Source organism: Vibrio floridensis, from assembly GCF_021852965.1.
Classification (GTDB): domain Bacteria; phylum Pseudomonadota; class Gammaproteobacteria; order Enterobacterales; family Vibrionaceae; genus Vibrio; species Vibrio floridensis.
In genome coordinates this window covers 193,359-209,807 of sequence record NZ_JAKGCY010000001.1, presented here as the reverse complement: position 1 = coordinate 209,807, position 16,449 = coordinate 193,359, and the positions used below count along the sequence as shown (strand labels likewise).

Genomic DNA, 16,449 nt, shown 5'->3' with positions numbered 1-16,449 from the left:
TGGATTAAATAAAACTAAATTTACTTTTCAGGTTTAGTCTATCGATTGTTTAATCCGCACTCATTAATCTCTCCTTAACGACGGATGCTCAACGCGCCGCTTTCAGAGAGAGATAAACCATGAAACGACAAAAATCGATTGTATCGCTCGCGATTATCGCCACTCTATTCCCAGCTCTAACGTTCGCTGCCCCAACCAGCAGCGAGCCTAAACAAGCTTCTTCGTTCACCATCGAGAAAAACAACCAACTCAAAAGCTACCTCGACTTCGCCAATCAAAGTGATTTTGAAGATGCCTCACGCGGTTACATTGCTACTTGGCCAGAAAAAACCATCAAAGACGCCAAAGGCAATGTGATTTGGGACTTCAGCAAATACGACTTTGTTGAACAAGAGAAGAACATTCAAACCGTCAACCCTTCACTGCTGCGCCAAGCAAAACTGAACAACATCGATGGCTTGTTCAAAGTGAAAGAGGGCATTTACCAAGTACGCGGTTTTGATCTCTCGGTGATGACCTTTATCCGCGGTGACAAAGGTTGGGTCGTGATCGACCCACTCATTTCACCAGAAACCGCCGCGGCAGGGCTGAAATTGCTGCGTGACAAAGTGGAAGACGCGCCGGTAACGGGCGTGATTTTCACCCACTCACACGTTGACCACTTTGGTGGCATCCTTGGCATCACCAGCCAAGAAGCGATTGATGCTGGTAAAGTCGATATTCTTGCGCCAGAGGGCTTTTTCTCTCACTCGATTGCCGAGAACTTGATGGCGGGCAACACCATGTCGCGTCGCGCTTCTTACATGTATGGCAACCTGCTTGAAGCGAGCAGCCGAGGTCAAGTGGACGGCGGTTTGGGTAAAACCACCTCATCCGGTGCGCCCGGCATCGTGAAACCAACGCACATTGCCAATATCACCGGGCAGAAAATGGCGGTCGATGGTGTGGAACTGGAAGTGATCATGGCACAGGAATCCGAAGCGCCGTCGGAATTTATGTTCTACTTCCCACAATACAAAACCATGATGGCGGCGGAAGTGATGACGCACACCATCCACAACATCTCGACACTGCGCGGCGCGAAAACGCGTGATGCTTCTTCTTGGGCTGAATACATTGACCAAGCGCTGAAAACTTACGGTGACAAAGCCGATACTATGATCGCCTCTCACCACTGGCCAACCTTTGGCAAAGAGAAGATCCAAACTCAGCTTGAGAAAACGCGCGACATGTACAAGTTTGTCCATGACCAAACCCTGCGTCTCGCCAACAAAGGCTATACGCCAAATGAGATTTCAGCGCAAATTACCCTGCCAGATTCGCTAGGCAAAGAATGGTACAACCGCGGTTACTACGGCACGGTATCGCACAATGCTCGCGCGACGTACGACTTCTACTTTGGTGCATGGTGGGATGGCAACCCAGCCAACTTGAACCCGCTGACACCAAGTGAACAAGGCGCAAAATACGTTGAAGCGATGGGCGGTGAAGAGAAAGTGATTGAGCTGGCTGAACAAGCGGTGAAAAACGGTGAGTATCGCTGGGCAGTGACACTGCTTAACAACGTGACTTTCTCCAACCCAGACAATATGGACGCTCGCTACTTAGAAGCGGACGCGATGGAGCAATTGGGTTATCAGGCGGAATCAGGCCCTTGGCGTAACTACTATCTTGGCGGTGCGAAAGAATTACGCCAAGGCATCAAACCAGTCGCAACGCCAGACACGGCCGCAATTGCTAAGAATATGCCGTTTGATCAGTTCATGAAGTACCTCGGCGTGACGGTAAAACCTGACGCGGCGAATGGCCTCGATATCAAAGTGAACATCAATGTCAAAGGCGACGGCCAATACTCGATGGAGCTAAGCAACTCGGTATTGAAATCGTACTCTGGTAGCCAGTTTGATAACGCGGATTTGACCATTAACTTAACCCGCCAAGCGTTTGAGAAAATGCTGACCAAGCAAGCGACACTGCAAGATCAGGTCAAAGCCGGTGAGTTTAGTGTTTCAAACCAAGCGCAGTTCCAAACGCTGATGTCGGTCTTTGATAAATTCGACATGTGGTTCGGTGTGGTAACACCATAAGAGTAGCCCTATAAAGGTAGCCCCACTCTAACGACAAAGCCCGCGAGTCACATCGCGGGCTTTTTGTTGTTCTTAGCCATTCTTCGGCAAGGAGTCTCACCACGGATTTACAGCTTGCTCATGTTGATCTTTTTTCCAAGATACACAACGTCTACATCGGCATAGCCCAGTCGAACTGCTTCAAACTGTTGGCTCATCTTCAGGGCATGCTCTGCATCTTGTGCTAAGACGGCCACCAAGTAGGTCGGACGAATCACGTCAGTGTTTATCGCTTGCGTATTAATATAAGACGACGTCACCGTACCCACTTGATTGAATGTTATTACACGCTGGAGATCGATACCCAAAACTCTGTCTATTTCCAACGGCTCAATCCCTTCCTTCCAAGTGAAAGTCAAACCATAATTATTGTGCTCTGGCGTATTGTCTAACCACTTCGCCCCTAACAGTTGGATAGCATTAATTTTCACTAGCTCTTGTTCAAAGAAAGGTAACGTCGCCAATTCATCACGCACAGCCTGTTCGCTCTCACCTTGCATAACAAATTGCAGTATCTGAAATTTTTGTTCGCCAATTGCTGAATCACGTACAAACATATCTTTTATTTTTCCCTCTTCAATGAAACGGCTAAACGCAGCTCGTTGTTCCGGAAATTGGGATAGAACTTGTGAGAAATCTTGCGTATTCCATTTGAGTTCAACGCCATAATCATACGCGTAAGCGCTGTTTAATCCTGCCAATAGCATGGTGGTTAGCAAAACAAATTTAGTGATAATTTTCATAACTTTACTCTCTATTTTATATTGTTATTACCAACGCAAACGATACGTTCGGTGGCAGCTTTGACATGTTGCTTGCGCCGTTTTTAGTCCTTTTTCGGCCAAGTCAACATCGTGGCTCTGGCTGGCTTTCAGCACGATGGCATAACCTTCGCGCATCTCAGAGAGCAGCTGTTCAAACTTCCCTGGATTACGCCAAATGCTCTCTTTTGCCTTACTGCCTTGATGACTATTCGCCACAAAAGTGGCTGGCAACAACTCGCTGTTAGCCACCAAACGCTCGCTCACTGCCAATAATCCTTGCCAATCGACATCTCGCTCATTGAGTTGTCTTTTGGCCGCTTTGGTGTCGTTTTCGATCGTTTTGAAAGCCTGTTGTCTCATTTCGATAGATGATTCCACATCTCCAACACTGCTTTGCTCGGCACTGACGGTGGCAGCGGTCAGTGTCAGAGTGAGTGCAATACCAACGGTTTTTTTCACATTTTTAAAACTCACGTTCTTCTCCTTGATGATCCCCAATACATTCGATGAAACTTAATTTACACAACAACTGTTGCGTATGCAACAGTTGTTGTGTAAATTAACGTCAATATCAACCACAGCGGAAATCAACACGATGAAAAAAGTTACAGTTTGGGATCTTGGAACACGCTTATACCATTGGCTTCAAGCGGCCATTTTCATTGGACTTATGGCCACAGGAACTCGCGGAGAAGGACCTCATCTTCAACTTGGGCTAATTCTCTTTACGCTGTTGCTGTGGCGAATCTGCTGGGGATTTGTGGGCAGTGATAGCAGCCGATTCAGTCATTTTGTTACCCGTCCACGCAAGGTAATTCTCTATTTGCTTGGCAAACACGAAAGTACCATTGGCCATAACCCACTGGGCGCGTTGATGGTGATCTCTTTGCTTTCAATACTGATGGTTCAATGCCTAACAGGAATGATCATGAGTGGCCTATTCGATGGGTTTACGGTAATTGGACTTACTCTGCCAGAAAACATTTACGACATAGCAGCGCTGATTCATCACCAATTGGCAAACGTTTTGCCTCTGCTCATTGCTGTGCATGTGGCAGCCATCATGGTGTACAAGCTAATGGGGAAACCGATGTTACTGGCGATGCTGACTGGGAAGCAGCACTCTGACACGACCTCTCAACCCGTTTTGTCGAGCAACTTCAAAGCCATACTAGTGCTTATCAGCGCAAGATTAGTTACCATAGCAATAGTTGCTACTTCAATGGTGTCATCATGAATCAAGAATTTAATCGCCAGTCCAGTTTTGGTTGGCTTATCAATGTCATCGCCAATCACGCGACAAAAGAGTTCGATAAACGTCTAAAAGAGCATGGGCTCACCGTGGCTCTATGGCCAACATTGATGTGTTTGTGGGAAAAAGAAGGCGTGACTCAGCGCGAAATTGCGCAAATGTCCAAAGTGGAAAGCTCCACAACCACCCGCACTCTCGACAAACTGGAAGCGCTTGGATTAGTCGAACGCCAACCCGATCCAGAGAGTCGCCGCTCATTTCGCATTTTTCTCACTGACAAAGGAAAAGCATTAAAGAGTGAAGTGATCCATCTGCCCGTTGAGGTGAATGAATCCTTATTATCAACGTTAGCTGATAGCGAACAGGAAGCTCTACTGAATGCGCTACAGAAATTGGTTGATGGCATTTAACGTCTGGCCAACACCACGCAAACAGCTCGCTATAATGCGGGCTGAAGTGAATAGGTACAGTGGCTAATACACATTTATCATGCATTACACCATTCCCTTGACCGTCATCATCAAGAAACCACAAAAAGCGGCATTGTTGATCGCCAAGCTTGGGTCGACACAATCCCTCATCGCTAATATTTGCTCACGATAGCGGCAATAGAACGCATAGCTTGGATCCGGTTTGTAGATCAAATCTGGCAGCTCAAAGAAGCCGATCACGCCTTTCGCTGTAGTCGGTTTGACAAACACTTCATCCATCGGGGCATAGTAGTTGGGCAAGATCGTCATCAGTGACCACTTTGCTAGCTGCGCGGGTTTGAGCAAAGAGTGCATCATATTAAAGCCATACTCCTTATCACCATGCAGCATATCTTTCAGCGCATAGGCATAGCTTTCTCGCTCGTCATGGCTCATTCCCTTAACCCAATCACGGAGTTTAGGTTTTTCAAAAACCGACACCATGGAGGAGCGAGTGATGGTTTTCACCATATTCTCGGCCACTAACTGAGGCTGACTGAACGCTTCTGGCGCAAAGAACGCTTGCGCCTGCTGGACACGCTGTGGCATTTGGTGCTTCTTGCCGATTTTCACCATTTCGGGATGCTCAAACCCGCCCGGATAGTGAAGAAGAAACGCCTCCTCGGCGGCTTTCAAACGCTTCATATTCATCATTGTTCCTTTTTATCGCGTTAGTAACTGGATTACCGATCACCAAAATTGCGGATCACAAAACGCCGCCACACACGTCACAGGCCCTTTTAAAACGGGCAGTGCTTCACCTGTTAGCGACTGTGCTTGCCAGCCGTGGGGAAATTGCAACGAGTACGGCGCAGCGATGGTTTGGGTATCAACAGGGACAAAACCTGTCTTGTGATAAAAGTTCGGATCCCCATACGTGACGGCAACTTCAACGCCTTGTGCTTTGATCTCCTGCAAGCCGAAAGCAATTAACGCTTGTCCAATTCCTTGACCATGATAGGAAGTGGCCACCGCAACTGGAGCCATCACAAACACGGGCGTACCACAGGGGTAATGCAAGCGAGTAAACAAAATCGCGCCCACCACCGCTTCACCCTCCGCTGCGATATAGATAAAAAGATCGTCATTGTGCGTTCGCTCGATCAAATTCGACGCCAGTTGGCCAATCAACTGCCCTTCAGCTTCACCTTCCGAATCGGTAAAGGTTTGACAAAAAAGTGTTTTTATCGCTTCAATCGCGCTCTTATCTGCTAAGGTATAGTGCATCGGGGGATCCTGTATCACAACAAACGTGCCGTCATTATAGCGGATTTCCCATCCCAAATTGGGACGCTGCACACCATACTGACAGTGATTGTCAGTGGGTTGTGACACACTCTGCCCTCAATCACCTACAGGAGAAAATCGATGTCCAACATTGTCTACATTGCCACCAGCTTAGATGGCTATATCGCAGGACCAAACAACGAAATGGACTGGCTGCATCAAGTGCCAAATCCTGATGGATCGGATTTTGGCTTTGCCGATTTTATGGCCAGTGTTGATGCGTTGGTGATGGGCAGAAACACCTTTGAAATGGTGCTCAGTTTTGGCGTGGAATGGCCTTACAACAAGCCGGTTTTTGTGTTGAGTAATACCTTGAAAAGTGTGCCAGAAGGCTATCAAGACAAGGTATTTTTGGTGCAAGGGGCGTTGCCAACGGTTATTGAACAGCTACACCAACAGGGCTATCAACGCCTTTATATCGATGGTGGAAAAACCGTACAGAGCTTTTTGGCCGAGGATTTGATTGATGAGATGATCATCACCACCATTCCTGTGCTGTTAGGTGCTGGTATTCCCCTGTTTGGCCGCTTACCAAAGGCGTTGAACTTTAAGCATATTCATGCTGAACGCTTAGCGGACCACATGGTGAAAAATCACTATGTCAGAGTGCGTTAAATAACATACAAAAAAATCAACAAGAAGAATTGATGCGAAAGGCAATCTCCCCTACGATGGGCGCGTTAAAAACACCAATAAGGACATTCAATTTTGGAACCACAAGGAGATGACAACAAGACGCTATTTGCTGTACCGGAAAACCAGCGTAGCAGAACGTCAGATGTCATCGTTGAGCTGATTAAACAAGCTCAATCTCCCGGAATTACCTTGAGAAACTTAACCGATCGATTGGGTGACCGAACCTTCGGTATGTTACTCATGCTCATCGCATTATTTAATGTCCTTCCGCTCGTTTCGATTATTGGCGGAATCTTGATAGCAACACTCGGGTTGCAGATGATTTTGGGGCGGAGAAAAGCGTGGCTACCAAGGGTCATTTTGGATAGAGAGCTGCCCAACGAAAAAGTACAAGCGATTCTTCGAGCGTTCGAGCCCAAGGTACGTAAACTTGAGCAGTATATCTACCCTCGAATTCAGTACATGGAAGCGCCCGTCGTCGATCAAGTGAACGGTTGTATTATTCTGCTACTCGGTTTACTGATATCGCTGCCTTTCCCATTTACCAACATCGCGCCGGCCTTTGTAGTGATGATCATGGGGCTTGGTTTGATGGAACGTGACGGTTTATTGCAAATTGGCTCATTCTTACTGGGGATGCTGTCCATCGGTGGAATTGGCTATTTTTTGATTCTTTCTTAATAAAAAAGAGGACTGTACTCAGTCCTCTCTTACTGCCGATAAGGTCAAAACCAAGCGCAACTCTTATAGCGTTTCTTCAATCGCTTGTTGATATTCGCTAGATTGAACAAGCTGCTTTGCACTCATCTTGCCTTTTAGATCTTCTATCGCTTGCTCTGCTTCTTCATAACCATAATCGTAGGCAATGTTGTACCACGCCAACGCTTTGACGTAACTGCGATCCACTCCGAAGCCATTGAAATAAAAAGAGCCAATCATAAACTGACTGTATTCATCTCCCCACTGAGCGGCCTGTTGGAAGTACTCCATCGCACGCTTGTAATCCGCCGCTTTGATGCCGCATCGCGACATATAGCGAGAGTCCGAATAGACTTTACCCATCATAGCGTAGGCATTGACTTCCCCATCTTGCTCAATCGCATGCTCGAATAAGGTGATGGCCTTTTTACAATCAGGAAGCACACCTTCGCCATCCAAATAGCTCACCCCTAAGTTATACGTCGCTAACGAATGACCCAGTTCAGCCGCACTCGCGAACCAGTGATTGGCAGCCTTAAAATCTTGGGTAACCCCTAAACCATCGTTGTACGAAAATGCCAGCTGGAACATGGCCTCTGCATTCCCTTTCTCTGCAGCGGCCAAATAGTATTGGTTCGCCTTTTTTTGGTCCTGTTCAACACCTTCACCATCAAAATAGATAACGCCCAGTGAATAGAGCGCGTTTGCATCCCCTTGCTCTGCCAACTGCAAATAGAGAGGAAGTGCTGCTTGATAGTTTTCTTCACCATAATAATGTTCTGCCAACGCACTGATGGCGTCTGCGAACCCCATTTCGGCAGATTGTTTTAAATACTTCAAACCTTGATCCGCATTTTCTTGCATGATCGAGTCGTACATTAGAATCTCTGATGCTTCGAACAACAAAGCGGGTTCTTTCGATCCTTCTGCTTTTTTAAGCAAAACAAGGATCTCTTCATCAAATTCTTCTATTGAAAGATCATAAGCATAAGTGACAGGAACAAGCAGAAGAGGGAGAGCGGCAATCCACGCGGTACAACGACGTGTCATAGTTAAAATCGTCCATAATGATTTTAGAGAGGAAGCTCATTATAGCCTTAATGAAATATTAAACTGAACTCTTATTGTAACAATTGCTTTTCATTTGGTGCTCTGCACAGCTCGCCTCTAACCTGCGTACTAGAGAGCGTGAAAGAAATCGGGGCGATGTTTTCTCAGCGCAAGGCGGCTTTTTCCTTCGTGCAAACTTGCCCAGCCACGTTCCGCAAGCAGAGAGCTTGAACAGAGCGCTGGCTCTGTCTACAATGGCGCACTTTTTAGCGATTTCAGGTTAAAGAACATGAACGATACAACTGCAAAACCAGCACTTCCAGACCGTCTATCGGGCAACGCACGTAGCCCATTCTTCGTAAAAGAGTGCTTTGATCACCAAATCGGTATCCGTTTTAACGGCAAAGAGCGTAACGACGTTGAAGAATACTGTGTTAGCGAAGGTTGGATCAAAATCGCTTCTCCAAAAGCGAAAGACCGCTACGGCAACCCAATGCTGATCCAACTGAAAGGTACGGTTGAAGCGTACTACGTGTAATTCGCACGTTTCACGCGAACGCCTCAGTTCCAATGCAAAAGCCCAAGTGGAGAGACTTCTCAACTTGGGCTTTTCTATTTGTGTATCCAAATAACTCATGTTGTCGTGAGTGAATCAAGGTTCACGCCAGCCATTGCCAATGTTAGAATTCCCGACTATTTCATTTGGTAATAAAAGGAACTGTGATGAACCCGATTCTAGCAATGTTGAAAGAGAACAATATCAGCGACGAGCAAATCAACGAGCTATTTCAAACCCTAACGCAGAACCCACTGGCCGCTATGGCGACCATCGCGCAACTCGGCTTACCTCAAGAGCAACTGCAAATGCTGATGACGCAAGTGATGCAAAATCCTGCGCTGATTAAAGAAGCCGTGGAAGAACTTGGGCTTGATTTCTCTAAAGTGGAAGAAGCGAAAGCAAAACTGCAACAGCCTCAATAAACCACCCGTGTTCAGGCTGCTAACTAATAGAAAGCGGCCTGAAACAGCCGCTTTTTGCCCTACCCCAGAGTCGATGTTATTCCGAAAGGCTCTCTTCTCCTTCAACTGAAACGACAGCCGATTCTGTCACACTGACGCTTGATGTTGCCAATGGCGTCACCGCTGAACATTGGCATTCCTGACCTTTGGCTTTGCTGTTTTTATGGGGTGCATACCAATCTTTCAGTCCATTTTCTAAGCGCGTTGCCGCCGCTTTCGGTGCCATTTTACCGAGCAGCACCGCTTGGCTTACTTCCGCCAGTTCATCCCCTAGCTTAGGCTGACCACGGGAGAGAATTTGCGTGGCCACACGTATGGTGGAATCACATTGATCGCGCCACTCCATCATTTCGCGCGCCGCAGGATTGCTCACCTCAAAGAAGTGATTTGAAAGCGAGAAAAAGCCCGGCAAAGAGTTGGTATAGAGCTCTGCAAACTGTGGCGTGGTCAGCCATTGCAAAAAGGCCATTGCCGCTTGCGGATTCTTACTGGCCGGATTCATCCCCATGCCGATGTCGGTATGGTCAGTGAAAAAACAGCCATCACCCTGGTTGGCCACCGGTGGCGGCATCACGCCAAAGTCGAGTTTGTCGGTAAAAGGGGCGATCTCCCACGAGCCTGCGAGATAAAACGCCGCCTTGCCGGAAGTAAACAGGTCATTGGTGGCGCCATAATCTCGGTTTTCCCCACCCGTTCCTAAGTAGCGACGCCAACGCGCCAACTCTTCAAACACCTGCACGTATTGCCCATCATCGAAGCGCTCTTGACCATTAATCAGCGCTAAGCGGCCATCTTCGCCTTTCCAGTAATTCGGCCCGATGTTTTGAAAGCCCAATTCGGATGACACCCAACTCTCGCTACCGCTCATCGCTAACGGCACGTAACGCCCATCGGCTTGCACTTTATCGAGGACAGAGAAAAATTGGTCACGCGTTTTTGGCACACTCAAACCAAGCTGATTGAAAATCTGCTTGTTGTAGAAGAAACCGTGAATCACCGATGCCATTGGTACACAAAAAGTTTGCGCGCCAGAATCGGTTTGCCAAGGTGCTTGCGCAAAGCTCGGGAAATTCTCCATCCCAGCCATTTCGGTAATCTCGGCCAGATGCCCCGCTTTAAAGAGCGCTAAGGAATCATCAAAAGGACGGCAAGTAATCAAATCACCCGCTTTCCCCGCTTTAAGGTTTTCCCACAACGTCGGCATGTAGTTGACGTTTTTCACCGGACGGAAGGTCACTTTGACGCCCGGATGTGAAGCTTCAAACGCTGGAATGATTTTCTGCTCCCACAACGCCTTGTCATCCGCTCGCCAACTTTCAATCACCAACTCACTGGCCATGACTTGGCTACACAATAGGAGACCCAGCGCTCCAATCCACTTGTTGATCATACGCCCTCCTAAACCTTGAAATGTGCGATCAGTTGTTGCTGTTTGGCCGCGAGATCCGCCAACACTTCGCTGCTGCTGGCCGATTCTCTCGCTTCACGCTCTGTCTCGTGCGCCACTTCTGAAATGCCCGTAACATGGTGTGCAACGCTCTGGCTCACCAAAATCTGCTCTTGTGCGGCATGCGCTACTTGATCGGCCATCTCTTTGATCGCGCTCATGCGCTCGGCGATCGATTGCAGCGCCGTGTCCATCTCTCGCGTCTGCTCCACACACGTTCGCGTTTGATCTTGGCTGCGTCCCATCACCTCAACCACTTCCTTACTGGAGTGTTGAAGGTTCTCAATCATTTTCTGGATCTCTTCGGTTGAGGTTTGCGTGCGTGTTGCGAGGGCGCGAACTTCATCGGCCACCACTGCAAAACCGCGCCCTGCATCCCCCGCACGCGCCGCTTCGATCGCCGCGTTGAGTGCCAGTAAGTTGGTTTGCTCCGCAATGCCACGAATCACATCCAAAATGCTGCCAATGTTGTTACTGAACTCACCCAGTTTGTGCGTGATACCCACCGCGGCTTCCATGTCATGAGCCAACTGCTCGGTGATTTTGCGCGTGTTGGCCACTTTCTGGCGGCCATTTTTCGCTTCGGCATCGGCGCGATCCACTTCATCTTTCGCCCCATCGGTTGAGCGAGCCACCTCCGTTGCGCTCACCTCTAGCTCGGTAATGGCCGCAGCCACTTGGTCTGTCTGACTTTTCTGCTCTTGCACCCGCGCCATGGCCCGCTCACTGATTTCCGCCGAACGGCTCGCTTCCTCCACTAAGTGACGAGAACCGGCGGTAATTTGCGACAACAATTCCCCCGTTTTGTCCGCCAACATGTCGATGGAGCGTGAAAGCTCACCAAACTCACAGCCCGTTTGATAATTGATGCGCCGCGTCATATCCCCTTTGGCCATGTAGGCGAGCTCTTTGTTGATCTTCTGTAGTGGGTTCTTGATGCTCATTGCGGTGGTATAACCGATGATCAAAGCCACGGCGGCAGAAATCGCCGAGACCGCCATGATCCAGAAATTGGCACTGCTCACCGCTTCATCCGCCAACGTTCGGCTTCGCTCTGCAATGGTGCCCGCCGCTCTGGCCATGTCATCCAATTTTGCCAAGCTGTTGGAAAGGCTGGTATCCACCTGCTGGTTTTGAATCACAAGATCGTTTTCCAGTTGCTGAGCTCGGCGCATGGTTTCAAGTAAGCCTTGCTTACCCAGCGCCAGCTCTTGCAAGCGATTGAGGTTCGCCACATAGCGTGCTTTGACATCTTCTGGCACTAATACGCGCTCAAGGCGTTTGCGCGCCATCTCAATATCTTTACTCAGTACCTTTTCAAGTGCATTGAGATCGGTTTTAGCATCGGCACGGCGAATATTTTTCAGATCTCGCGCAATCCCAGAGGTGATCAATTCCGCTTTATTGCGCATGGAGCGTTGGCTCGAGCTCTGTTGCAAAAGCAAATCCGCTGCCCATTGGTAGGTATCTTCAAGACGAATAAACGCAATTTCGAGCTCACGACGTTTGACTAAGGCATCCACCCACTCGCCATGTTTCGCCAGTACCTTATCCGAATCGGCGTAAAACTGATTGGTTGCCTGCAGCACTTGCTGGAACTGCGCTTGGCTTTCTTCTGCCGAGGTAAACTGGTTCATCTCTTGGCTTAACTCACGAAAACGTGCCTGCTGAGATTTAAATCGACTCGAGAGTTGTGGCAACTCTGCCGCCTCCTCGCTGGCTCGATACTCCAAAACCCAGCGGTTACTCTCTTGCAGTGCTTCCTTCAGCCCAGCGACCGCCACCACCAAAGGGGTCGCGCGATCAGAAACTTCAGACAAACCGTCATTAATCCCTTGGATTTTAAGGGTACTGATAACCCCCAACAGGATGAGCAAAAGGAGCATTAACACGAATCCAGCGGAGATCCGCTGCACGATAGATAAGCTCATGAACATATCCTCACTGATGCATGAAAAGATAAATTAAACATAGTTGTGATTTGCCAAACTGGTGGGAAGAAGATCAAGATTTGTGATGTTTGAGCCTCCAACGACAAAACAATCAAAAACAATGGCAGGCATCTCTTTGGCCCCCAAGTAAAACGCACTCCCTCACTAGCACTGGTTAAACTTTCGTCTATACATCAGTAAGTTAACTTCCTGAACATTGCGACGTAACTCGCAAAATACATACGGAAAACCTCTCGTAGCGAAATCTGGGCAATGAAATTTGATCGCTGATAGGTTTGTTAATAAAAGTTTTGTTATCGTCCAGTTCCATTGAAGGAAACAATGAATAGCGTTCGCCCATCAAAGCGAGCGTGATAGAAAAAGAGATTTATATTGATGAAATTAACGATGAGCCCTCAACGTTCGATATTGGCTATAGCGGTTGCTTTGACATTGGCAGCGTGCAGCAGCGAAGACAAAGACGCTACGATTATTGATAAAACTCATACTCAATCATCACTGACCGCCCGAGCTGCCGATGGCTACCTTATTGGCGCAAATGCGTGTTTGGACCTCAATGCCAATAAAACCTGTGATAGTGATGAACCTTCCACCATCACAGGGGAGAATGGCGAGTTCACCTTAAACAATTTGATCCCTGAGCAAATTGCCACTGGCAGTGTGTTGATTGAAGTCATTGCAGGTCAAACTAAAGATGCTGACTACGGTGACGCGCCTCTCACCAAGAGCTACCGCCTCACTGCACCTCCTGGTTCTCACTTTGTCAGCCCATTAACCACGCTGGTACAAAACGAAATTGAAAATGGCCTGACACTTGAAAAAGCAAAAGCCGCTGTGCAAGCCAAGCTAGGAACGAAGCTGGATTTGGCCGCCGACTATGTGGAAGGTAAAAGCCCACAAGCAGCAAATACTGCGAATCAGCAAGAGTTCGCAAGACTGCATCGCATCGCCCAAGTGACTGCCACCATCATGGCTGAAAACACCGATAAGTTAGAAGAAGCCGCCTCTGGGGCTGGTATCAGTGTCGAGAAACTGACGTCATTGATTGCAGAGGAAGTGCTCAAAACGATCTCGAATGTTGTCACGAGCGTAGACAATGCTGGTGAAAATTTTGACCCAATCAAAATAGGACAAGACATTGATACCCAGCACATCGGCATCAATGCTGTAAATCTAGAATACAAAGTCAACACCAACGAAGCGGTAAAAAGTGCGGCTGAAACGAACCTCGCAGAGTTGATGTTGACAGAAAGCTTGCATTGGTTTGCTGGAGAGGAAAGCGATGACACAACCAGCCTTAGCTTTGGTTTAGTTAAGCTGGACAAAAATAATCAAGTGGTTGATCAAGAATATGAACTTGATAACACGACCCATACCTTCATCCCAGTCACCGACATGACAAACACCGAGCAATTGATTCTCGACAAAGACGGATGGGAAGCGGAGAGCGACGCGATTGTTAAGATTGTCCTTAATGAGGATGGCTCAATTATTCTTCAAACCAATAACACAGTGAAGGATGCAAAAGTCTCGGCCAAAAAAATGGACCTCAGCGGCTTGAACGTGAGCACAGTGCTTAAGAAAAGTGCCGATGATGACGTTTGGGCAAGTGTGACACCACAAGATTTGAACTTCCCTGCTAACACTTATGCTTACATAGTGTCATCTGAGAACTTAGAAGGCGGATTCTATAGCTTCAACAGAGGCAGTTGGTGTAAAGACGATGGCAGCGATCGTTATTCCACATTGAAACAGATGTGTAATGGCATCAGTGCGATCAAGAACCAACAAGATACGTGGATTACTTCTTTGGCGGATACGGTCGCAACCAATGCAAACAGTCGTCAAGGTACACAAGACTCTGTCGATCTGATCCCCATGGCGGGTCTGAATGACGGTCTGGTATTTGCACAACTATTGGCCAATGGAACCGTGATCTATTACTCACGAAGCGATGACTGGCATGGCAGCTTTACTCAATACGCTGATAAGGGTGCATGGCGTGACATCACTCAGCATGGCGAGACACTGCGTGAAGTCGGTGTCCCCAATTCGATTGCCGAAGAAACCACTTGGAGCAACTTCAACCAAGATGATAACAAGCTGTACTTGGCAGAAGTCGAAGGTTTTGTTCGAGTGACCCACTTTGTTGAGCAAGACGACGACGCTGAAACCGACTATCTGTTCGATGCCACAGCCGCTCAGCTGATTATCGACAACGCCGAGAAGCCAACGCCGCCATCGCTTTAAGTCCCTCAGCAAGTCTGACGCAGTCTTGATGGCGCAGTGAGACGGGTTCGTTTTAGCGGCCATCTTTTTTGCGATACCCAAAAAGTAAAACCACCATGCCGGTGGTTTTACTTATTTTGCCATTGTGTTAAGTCACGGCATCCGTTACTTCGGGGTGTGAGCAGTTGGCCGCTTCACCTTACTTTGAAACTGCTTAACGCTCTTTTTATTTTGCGTGCGGCGATTGGCTTTTTTGTCGCGTGGCGCGCGTTTGCTCTCGCCTGTTGACGGTTTGTCTGTAACTGGAAACCCTTCCAGATCTTGCACTGGTAACTCACGTTGAGTCAGGTGACGAATCGCGCTGAGTGCGTCCATTTCGCCGTGGCAAACCAATGACAACGCCACGCCTTGTTCGCCGGCACGGGCGGTGCGCCCTACGCGGTGAACGTAGGTTTCCGCATGCATCGGCAGTTCAAAGTTGATCACCACGGGCAGTTGTTCAATGTGAATGCCGCGCGCCAGTAGATCGGTGGCAATCAGCACCTGTGTTTGCCCAGATTTAAACTGCGCCAACGCTTCTTCTCGCTCTGCTTGGCTCTTATCACCATGCAGCGCATTGGTTGAGATGCCCGCTTTATTCAGCTTCTTCGCCAAACCATCGGCGTTCTCTTTCGCACCAATAAAGACTAATGCCTGAGTCCACGCGTTTTTTTGAATCAGTTCAATCAATGCCTTGGTTTTACTGCCTTTGTTGACGAGGTACAGCGTTTCAGCAATATCTTGGTTGGTGCTGTTTTCTTGATGCGCTGCCACCTGCTTTGGTGCCTGCATAAGCAGCTTCGCTTTACCCTTCAACTCATCAGAAAAGGTAGCCGAGAACATTGCGGTTTGACGCTGGTTTGAAATCAGCCCCGCAATATTTTGCACGTCAGGCCAAAAGCCCATATCCAACAGACGATCCGCCTCATCCAACACTAGGTAATGTATATTGCTTAGGTCTAAACCGTTGTTCGCCAGATCAACCAAACGACCGGTTGTCGCAACAAGAAGATGAGGGTTTGTCGCTAGTGCTTGCAGTTGTTGCTCTTTATCAACCCCACCGCACAAACACACCGCGTTAAGGCCAAGCGCTTGACCAACCTGGTTAAGCGCCTCGCTCACTTGTGTCGCCAGCTCGCGCGTTGGCACTAGAATCAGCGCTTTTTGCTCTGGATTGACCCTTAGCTTTTCCAACAAAGGCAAACCATAAGCAAGAGTTTTGCCGCTGCCCGTATTTGCCAAAGCCAATAGATCTTGACCAGCCAACAGTTCAGGAATGGCCAACACTTGAATATCGGTCGGCTTCTTGAAGTCTTTTGGCAGGGCGTGAATCAGCTCAGACCTCAAAGAGAGAGTAGAAAATGGCATTAGCTTAACCTTGTGCTTTTGGTTGAAGAGGCAGTAAAAACAGTCACACTGCGCTAAAAAACGCAGGCGCGGACTTTACCACAATCTAGAGGACGAACCATCCCATTTCA

At 48.2% G+C, this 16,449-nt stretch carries 15 protein-coding genes and 1 pseudogene; 8 read left to right on the top strand and 8 right to left on the bottom strand.

Annotation, left to right across the window (positions count from 1 at the left end; all coding sequences use genetic code 11):
• The first annotated feature begins 119 nt into the window (after positions 1-119).
• Entirely contained in the window at positions 120-2,087 is a 1,968-nt protein-coding gene (locus LZU85_RS00875) for an alkyl/aryl-sulfatase (RefSeq protein WP_237286125.1), read from the top strand.
• 107 nt (positions 2,088-2,194) lie between these two features.
• Here LZU85_RS00875 and LZU85_RS00870 read toward each other — a convergent pair whose 3' ends face one another.
• On the bottom strand, positions 2,195-2,869 hold the full coding sequence (locus tag LZU85_RS00870; RefSeq protein ID WP_038940518.1) for a hypothetical protein: 675 nt from the start codon (positions 2,867-2,869) through the stop codon (positions 2,195-2,197).
• A 27-nt stretch (positions 2,870-2,896) separates the two neighbouring features.
• Positions 2,897-3,364 carry a cytochrome c gene (locus LZU85_RS00865; RefSeq protein WP_206636218.1) on the bottom strand — a complete coding sequence of 156 codons (468 nt, stop codon included), beginning with the start codon at positions 3,362-3,364 and terminating at the stop codon, positions 2,897-2,899.
• A 121-nt stretch (positions 3,365-3,485) separates the two neighbouring features.
• Here LZU85_RS00865 and LZU85_RS00860 point away from each other — a divergent pair, with 121 nt between their 5' ends.
• Together LZU85_RS00860 and LZU85_RS00855 are read left to right on the top strand one after the other, a co-directional pair.
• On the top strand, positions 3,486-4,127 hold the full coding sequence (locus LZU85_RS00860) for a cytochrome b/b6 domain-containing protein (RefSeq protein ID WP_237286124.1): 642 nt from the start codon (positions 3,486-3,488) through the stop codon (positions 4,125-4,127).
• Complete coding sequence (locus LZU85_RS00855) at positions 4,124-4,552, top strand: MarR family winged helix-turn-helix transcriptional regulator (protein WP_130350339.1); 429 nt, start codon at positions 4,124-4,126, stop codon at positions 4,550-4,552. Before LZU85_RS00860 ends, LZU85_RS00855 begins: the two co-directional genes overlap by 4 nt.
• A gap of 84 nt (positions 4,553-4,636) precedes the next feature.
• Here LZU85_RS00855 and LZU85_RS00850 read toward each other — a convergent pair whose 3' ends face one another.
• Together LZU85_RS00850 and LZU85_RS00845 are read right to left on the bottom strand one after the other, a co-directional pair.
• Positions 4,637-5,257 (bottom strand): hypothetical protein, encoded by a 621-nt coding sequence (locus LZU85_RS00850; RefSeq protein ID WP_237286123.1) that lies wholly within the window; start codon positions 5,255-5,257, stop codon positions 4,637-4,639.
• A 45-nt stretch (positions 5,258-5,302) separates the two neighbouring features.
• The gene (locus LZU85_RS00845; RefSeq protein ID WP_419795947.1) at positions 5,303-5,947 is read right to left on the bottom strand and encodes a GNAT family N-acetyltransferase; all 645 of its coding nucleotides are present in this window, start codon (positions 5,945-5,947) and stop codon (positions 5,303-5,305) included.
• A gap of 33 nt (positions 5,948-5,980) precedes the next feature.
• Between LZU85_RS00845 and LZU85_RS00840 the strand changes: the two genes are divergently transcribed.
• Both LZU85_RS00840 and LZU85_RS00835 read left to right on the top strand, forming a co-directional pair.
• Entirely contained in the window at positions 5,981-6,514 is a 534-nt protein-coding gene (locus LZU85_RS00840) for a dihydrofolate reductase family protein (RefSeq protein ID WP_224634749.1), read from the top strand.
• A gap of 93 nt (positions 6,515-6,607) precedes the next feature.
• Positions 6,608-7,216, top strand: a complete 609-nt coding sequence (locus LZU85_RS00835) for an exopolysaccharide biosynthesis protein (RefSeq protein ID WP_176297877.1) — start codon at positions 6,608-6,610, stop codon at positions 7,214-7,216.
• A 63-nt stretch (positions 7,217-7,279) separates the two neighbouring features.
• Here LZU85_RS00835 and LZU85_RS00830 read toward each other — a convergent pair whose 3' ends face one another.
• Complete coding sequence (locus tag LZU85_RS00830) at positions 7,280-8,284, bottom strand: tetratricopeptide repeat protein (protein ID WP_237286122.1); 1,005 nt, start codon at positions 8,282-8,284, stop codon at positions 7,280-7,282.
• 289 nt (positions 8,285-8,573) lie between these two features.
• On the opposite strand from LZU85_RS00830, the gene LZU85_RS00825 reads away from it, so the two are divergent.
• Both LZU85_RS00825 and LZU85_RS00820 read left to right on the top strand, forming a co-directional pair.
• Positions 8,574-8,822, top strand: a complete 249-nt coding sequence (locus tag LZU85_RS00825) for a DUF3297 family protein (RefSeq protein ID WP_011081943.1) — start codon at positions 8,574-8,576, stop codon at positions 8,820-8,822.
• Positions 8,823-9,007: 185 nt separating this feature from the next.
• Positions 9,008-9,265, top strand: coding sequence for a DUF2999 family protein (locus LZU85_RS00820; protein WP_237286121.1), 258 nt, complete (start codon positions 9,008-9,010; stop codon positions 9,263-9,265).
• A 136-nt stretch (positions 9,266-9,401) separates the two neighbouring features.
• Here the strand turns inward: LZU85_RS00820 and LZU85_RS00815 are convergent.
• Together LZU85_RS00815 and LZU85_RS00810 are read right to left on the bottom strand one after the other, a co-directional pair.
• A pseudogene (locus LZU85_RS00815) lies at positions 9,402-10,694 on the bottom strand (ABC transporter substrate-binding protein); the annotation flags it as partial.
• Between the two features lie 8 nt (positions 10,695-10,702).
• Positions 10,703-12,682: a HAMP domain-containing methyl-accepting chemotaxis protein gene (locus LZU85_RS00810; RefSeq protein ID WP_237286119.1), complete on the bottom strand. Its 1,980-nt coding sequence runs from the start codon at positions 12,680-12,682 to the stop codon at positions 10,703-10,705.
• 396 nt (positions 12,683-13,078) lie between these two features.
• On the opposite strand from LZU85_RS00810, the gene LZU85_RS00805 reads away from it, so the two are divergent.
• Positions 13,079-14,953, top strand: coding sequence for a hypothetical protein (locus LZU85_RS00805; RefSeq protein ID WP_237286118.1), 1,875 nt, complete (start codon positions 13,079-13,081; stop codon positions 14,951-14,953).
• Between the two features lie 144 nt (positions 14,954-15,097).
• Here the strand turns inward: LZU85_RS00805 and LZU85_RS00800 are convergent, their stop codons facing one another.
• Positions 15,098-16,339, bottom strand: a complete 1,242-nt coding sequence (locus tag LZU85_RS00800) for a DEAD/DEAH box helicase (RefSeq protein ID WP_237286117.1) — start codon at positions 16,337-16,339, stop codon at positions 15,098-15,100.
• Positions 16,340-16,449: the final 110 nt, after the last annotated feature.

Bases quoted from the DNA above. Each gene is read 5' to 3' on its own strand.
- LZU85_RS00875 (WP_237286125.1), top strand. From the start codon at position 120: ATGAAACGACAAAAATCGATTGTATCGCTCGCGATTATCGCCACTCTA.
- LZU85_RS00860 (WP_237286124.1), top strand. From the start codon at position 3,486: ATGAAAAAAGTTACAGTTTGGGATCTTGGAACACGCTTATACCATTGG.
- LZU85_RS00820 (WP_237286121.1), top strand. From the start codon at position 9,008: ATGAACCCGATTCTAGCAATGTTGAAAGAGAACAATATCAGCGACGAG.
- LZU85_RS00805 (WP_237286118.1), top strand. From the start codon at position 13,079: ATGAAATTAACGATGAGCCCTCAACGTTCGATATTGGCTATAGCGGTT.
- LZU85_RS00870 (WP_038940518.1), bottom strand. From the start codon at position 2,869: ATGAAAATTATCACTAAATTTGTTTTGCTAACCACCATGCTATTGGCA.
- LZU85_RS00830 (WP_237286122.1), bottom strand. From the start codon at position 8,284: ATGACACGTCGTTGTACCGCGTGGATTGCCGCTCTCCCTCTTCTGCTT.
- LZU85_RS00840 (WP_224634749.1), top strand. From the start codon at position 5,981: ATGTCCAACATTGTCTACATTGCCACCAGCTTAGATGGCTATATCGCA.
- LZU85_RS00850 (WP_237286123.1), bottom strand. From the start codon at position 5,257: ATGAAGCGTTTGAAAGCCGCCGAGGAGGCGTTTCTTCTTCACTATCCG.
- LZU85_RS00825 (WP_011081943.1), top strand. From the start codon at position 8,574: ATGAACGATACAACTGCAAAACCAGCACTTCCAGACCGTCTATCGGGC.
- LZU85_RS00810 (WP_237286119.1), bottom strand. From the start codon at position 12,682: ATGAGCTTATCTATCGTGCAGCGGATCTCCGCTGGATTCGTGTTAATG.
- LZU85_RS00855 (WP_130350339.1), top strand. From the start codon at position 4,124: ATGAATCAAGAATTTAATCGCCAGTCCAGTTTTGGTTGGCTTATCAAT.
- LZU85_RS00800 (WP_237286117.1), bottom strand. From the start codon at position 16,339: ATGCCATTTTCTACTCTCTCTTTGAGGTCTGAGCTGATTCACGCCCTG.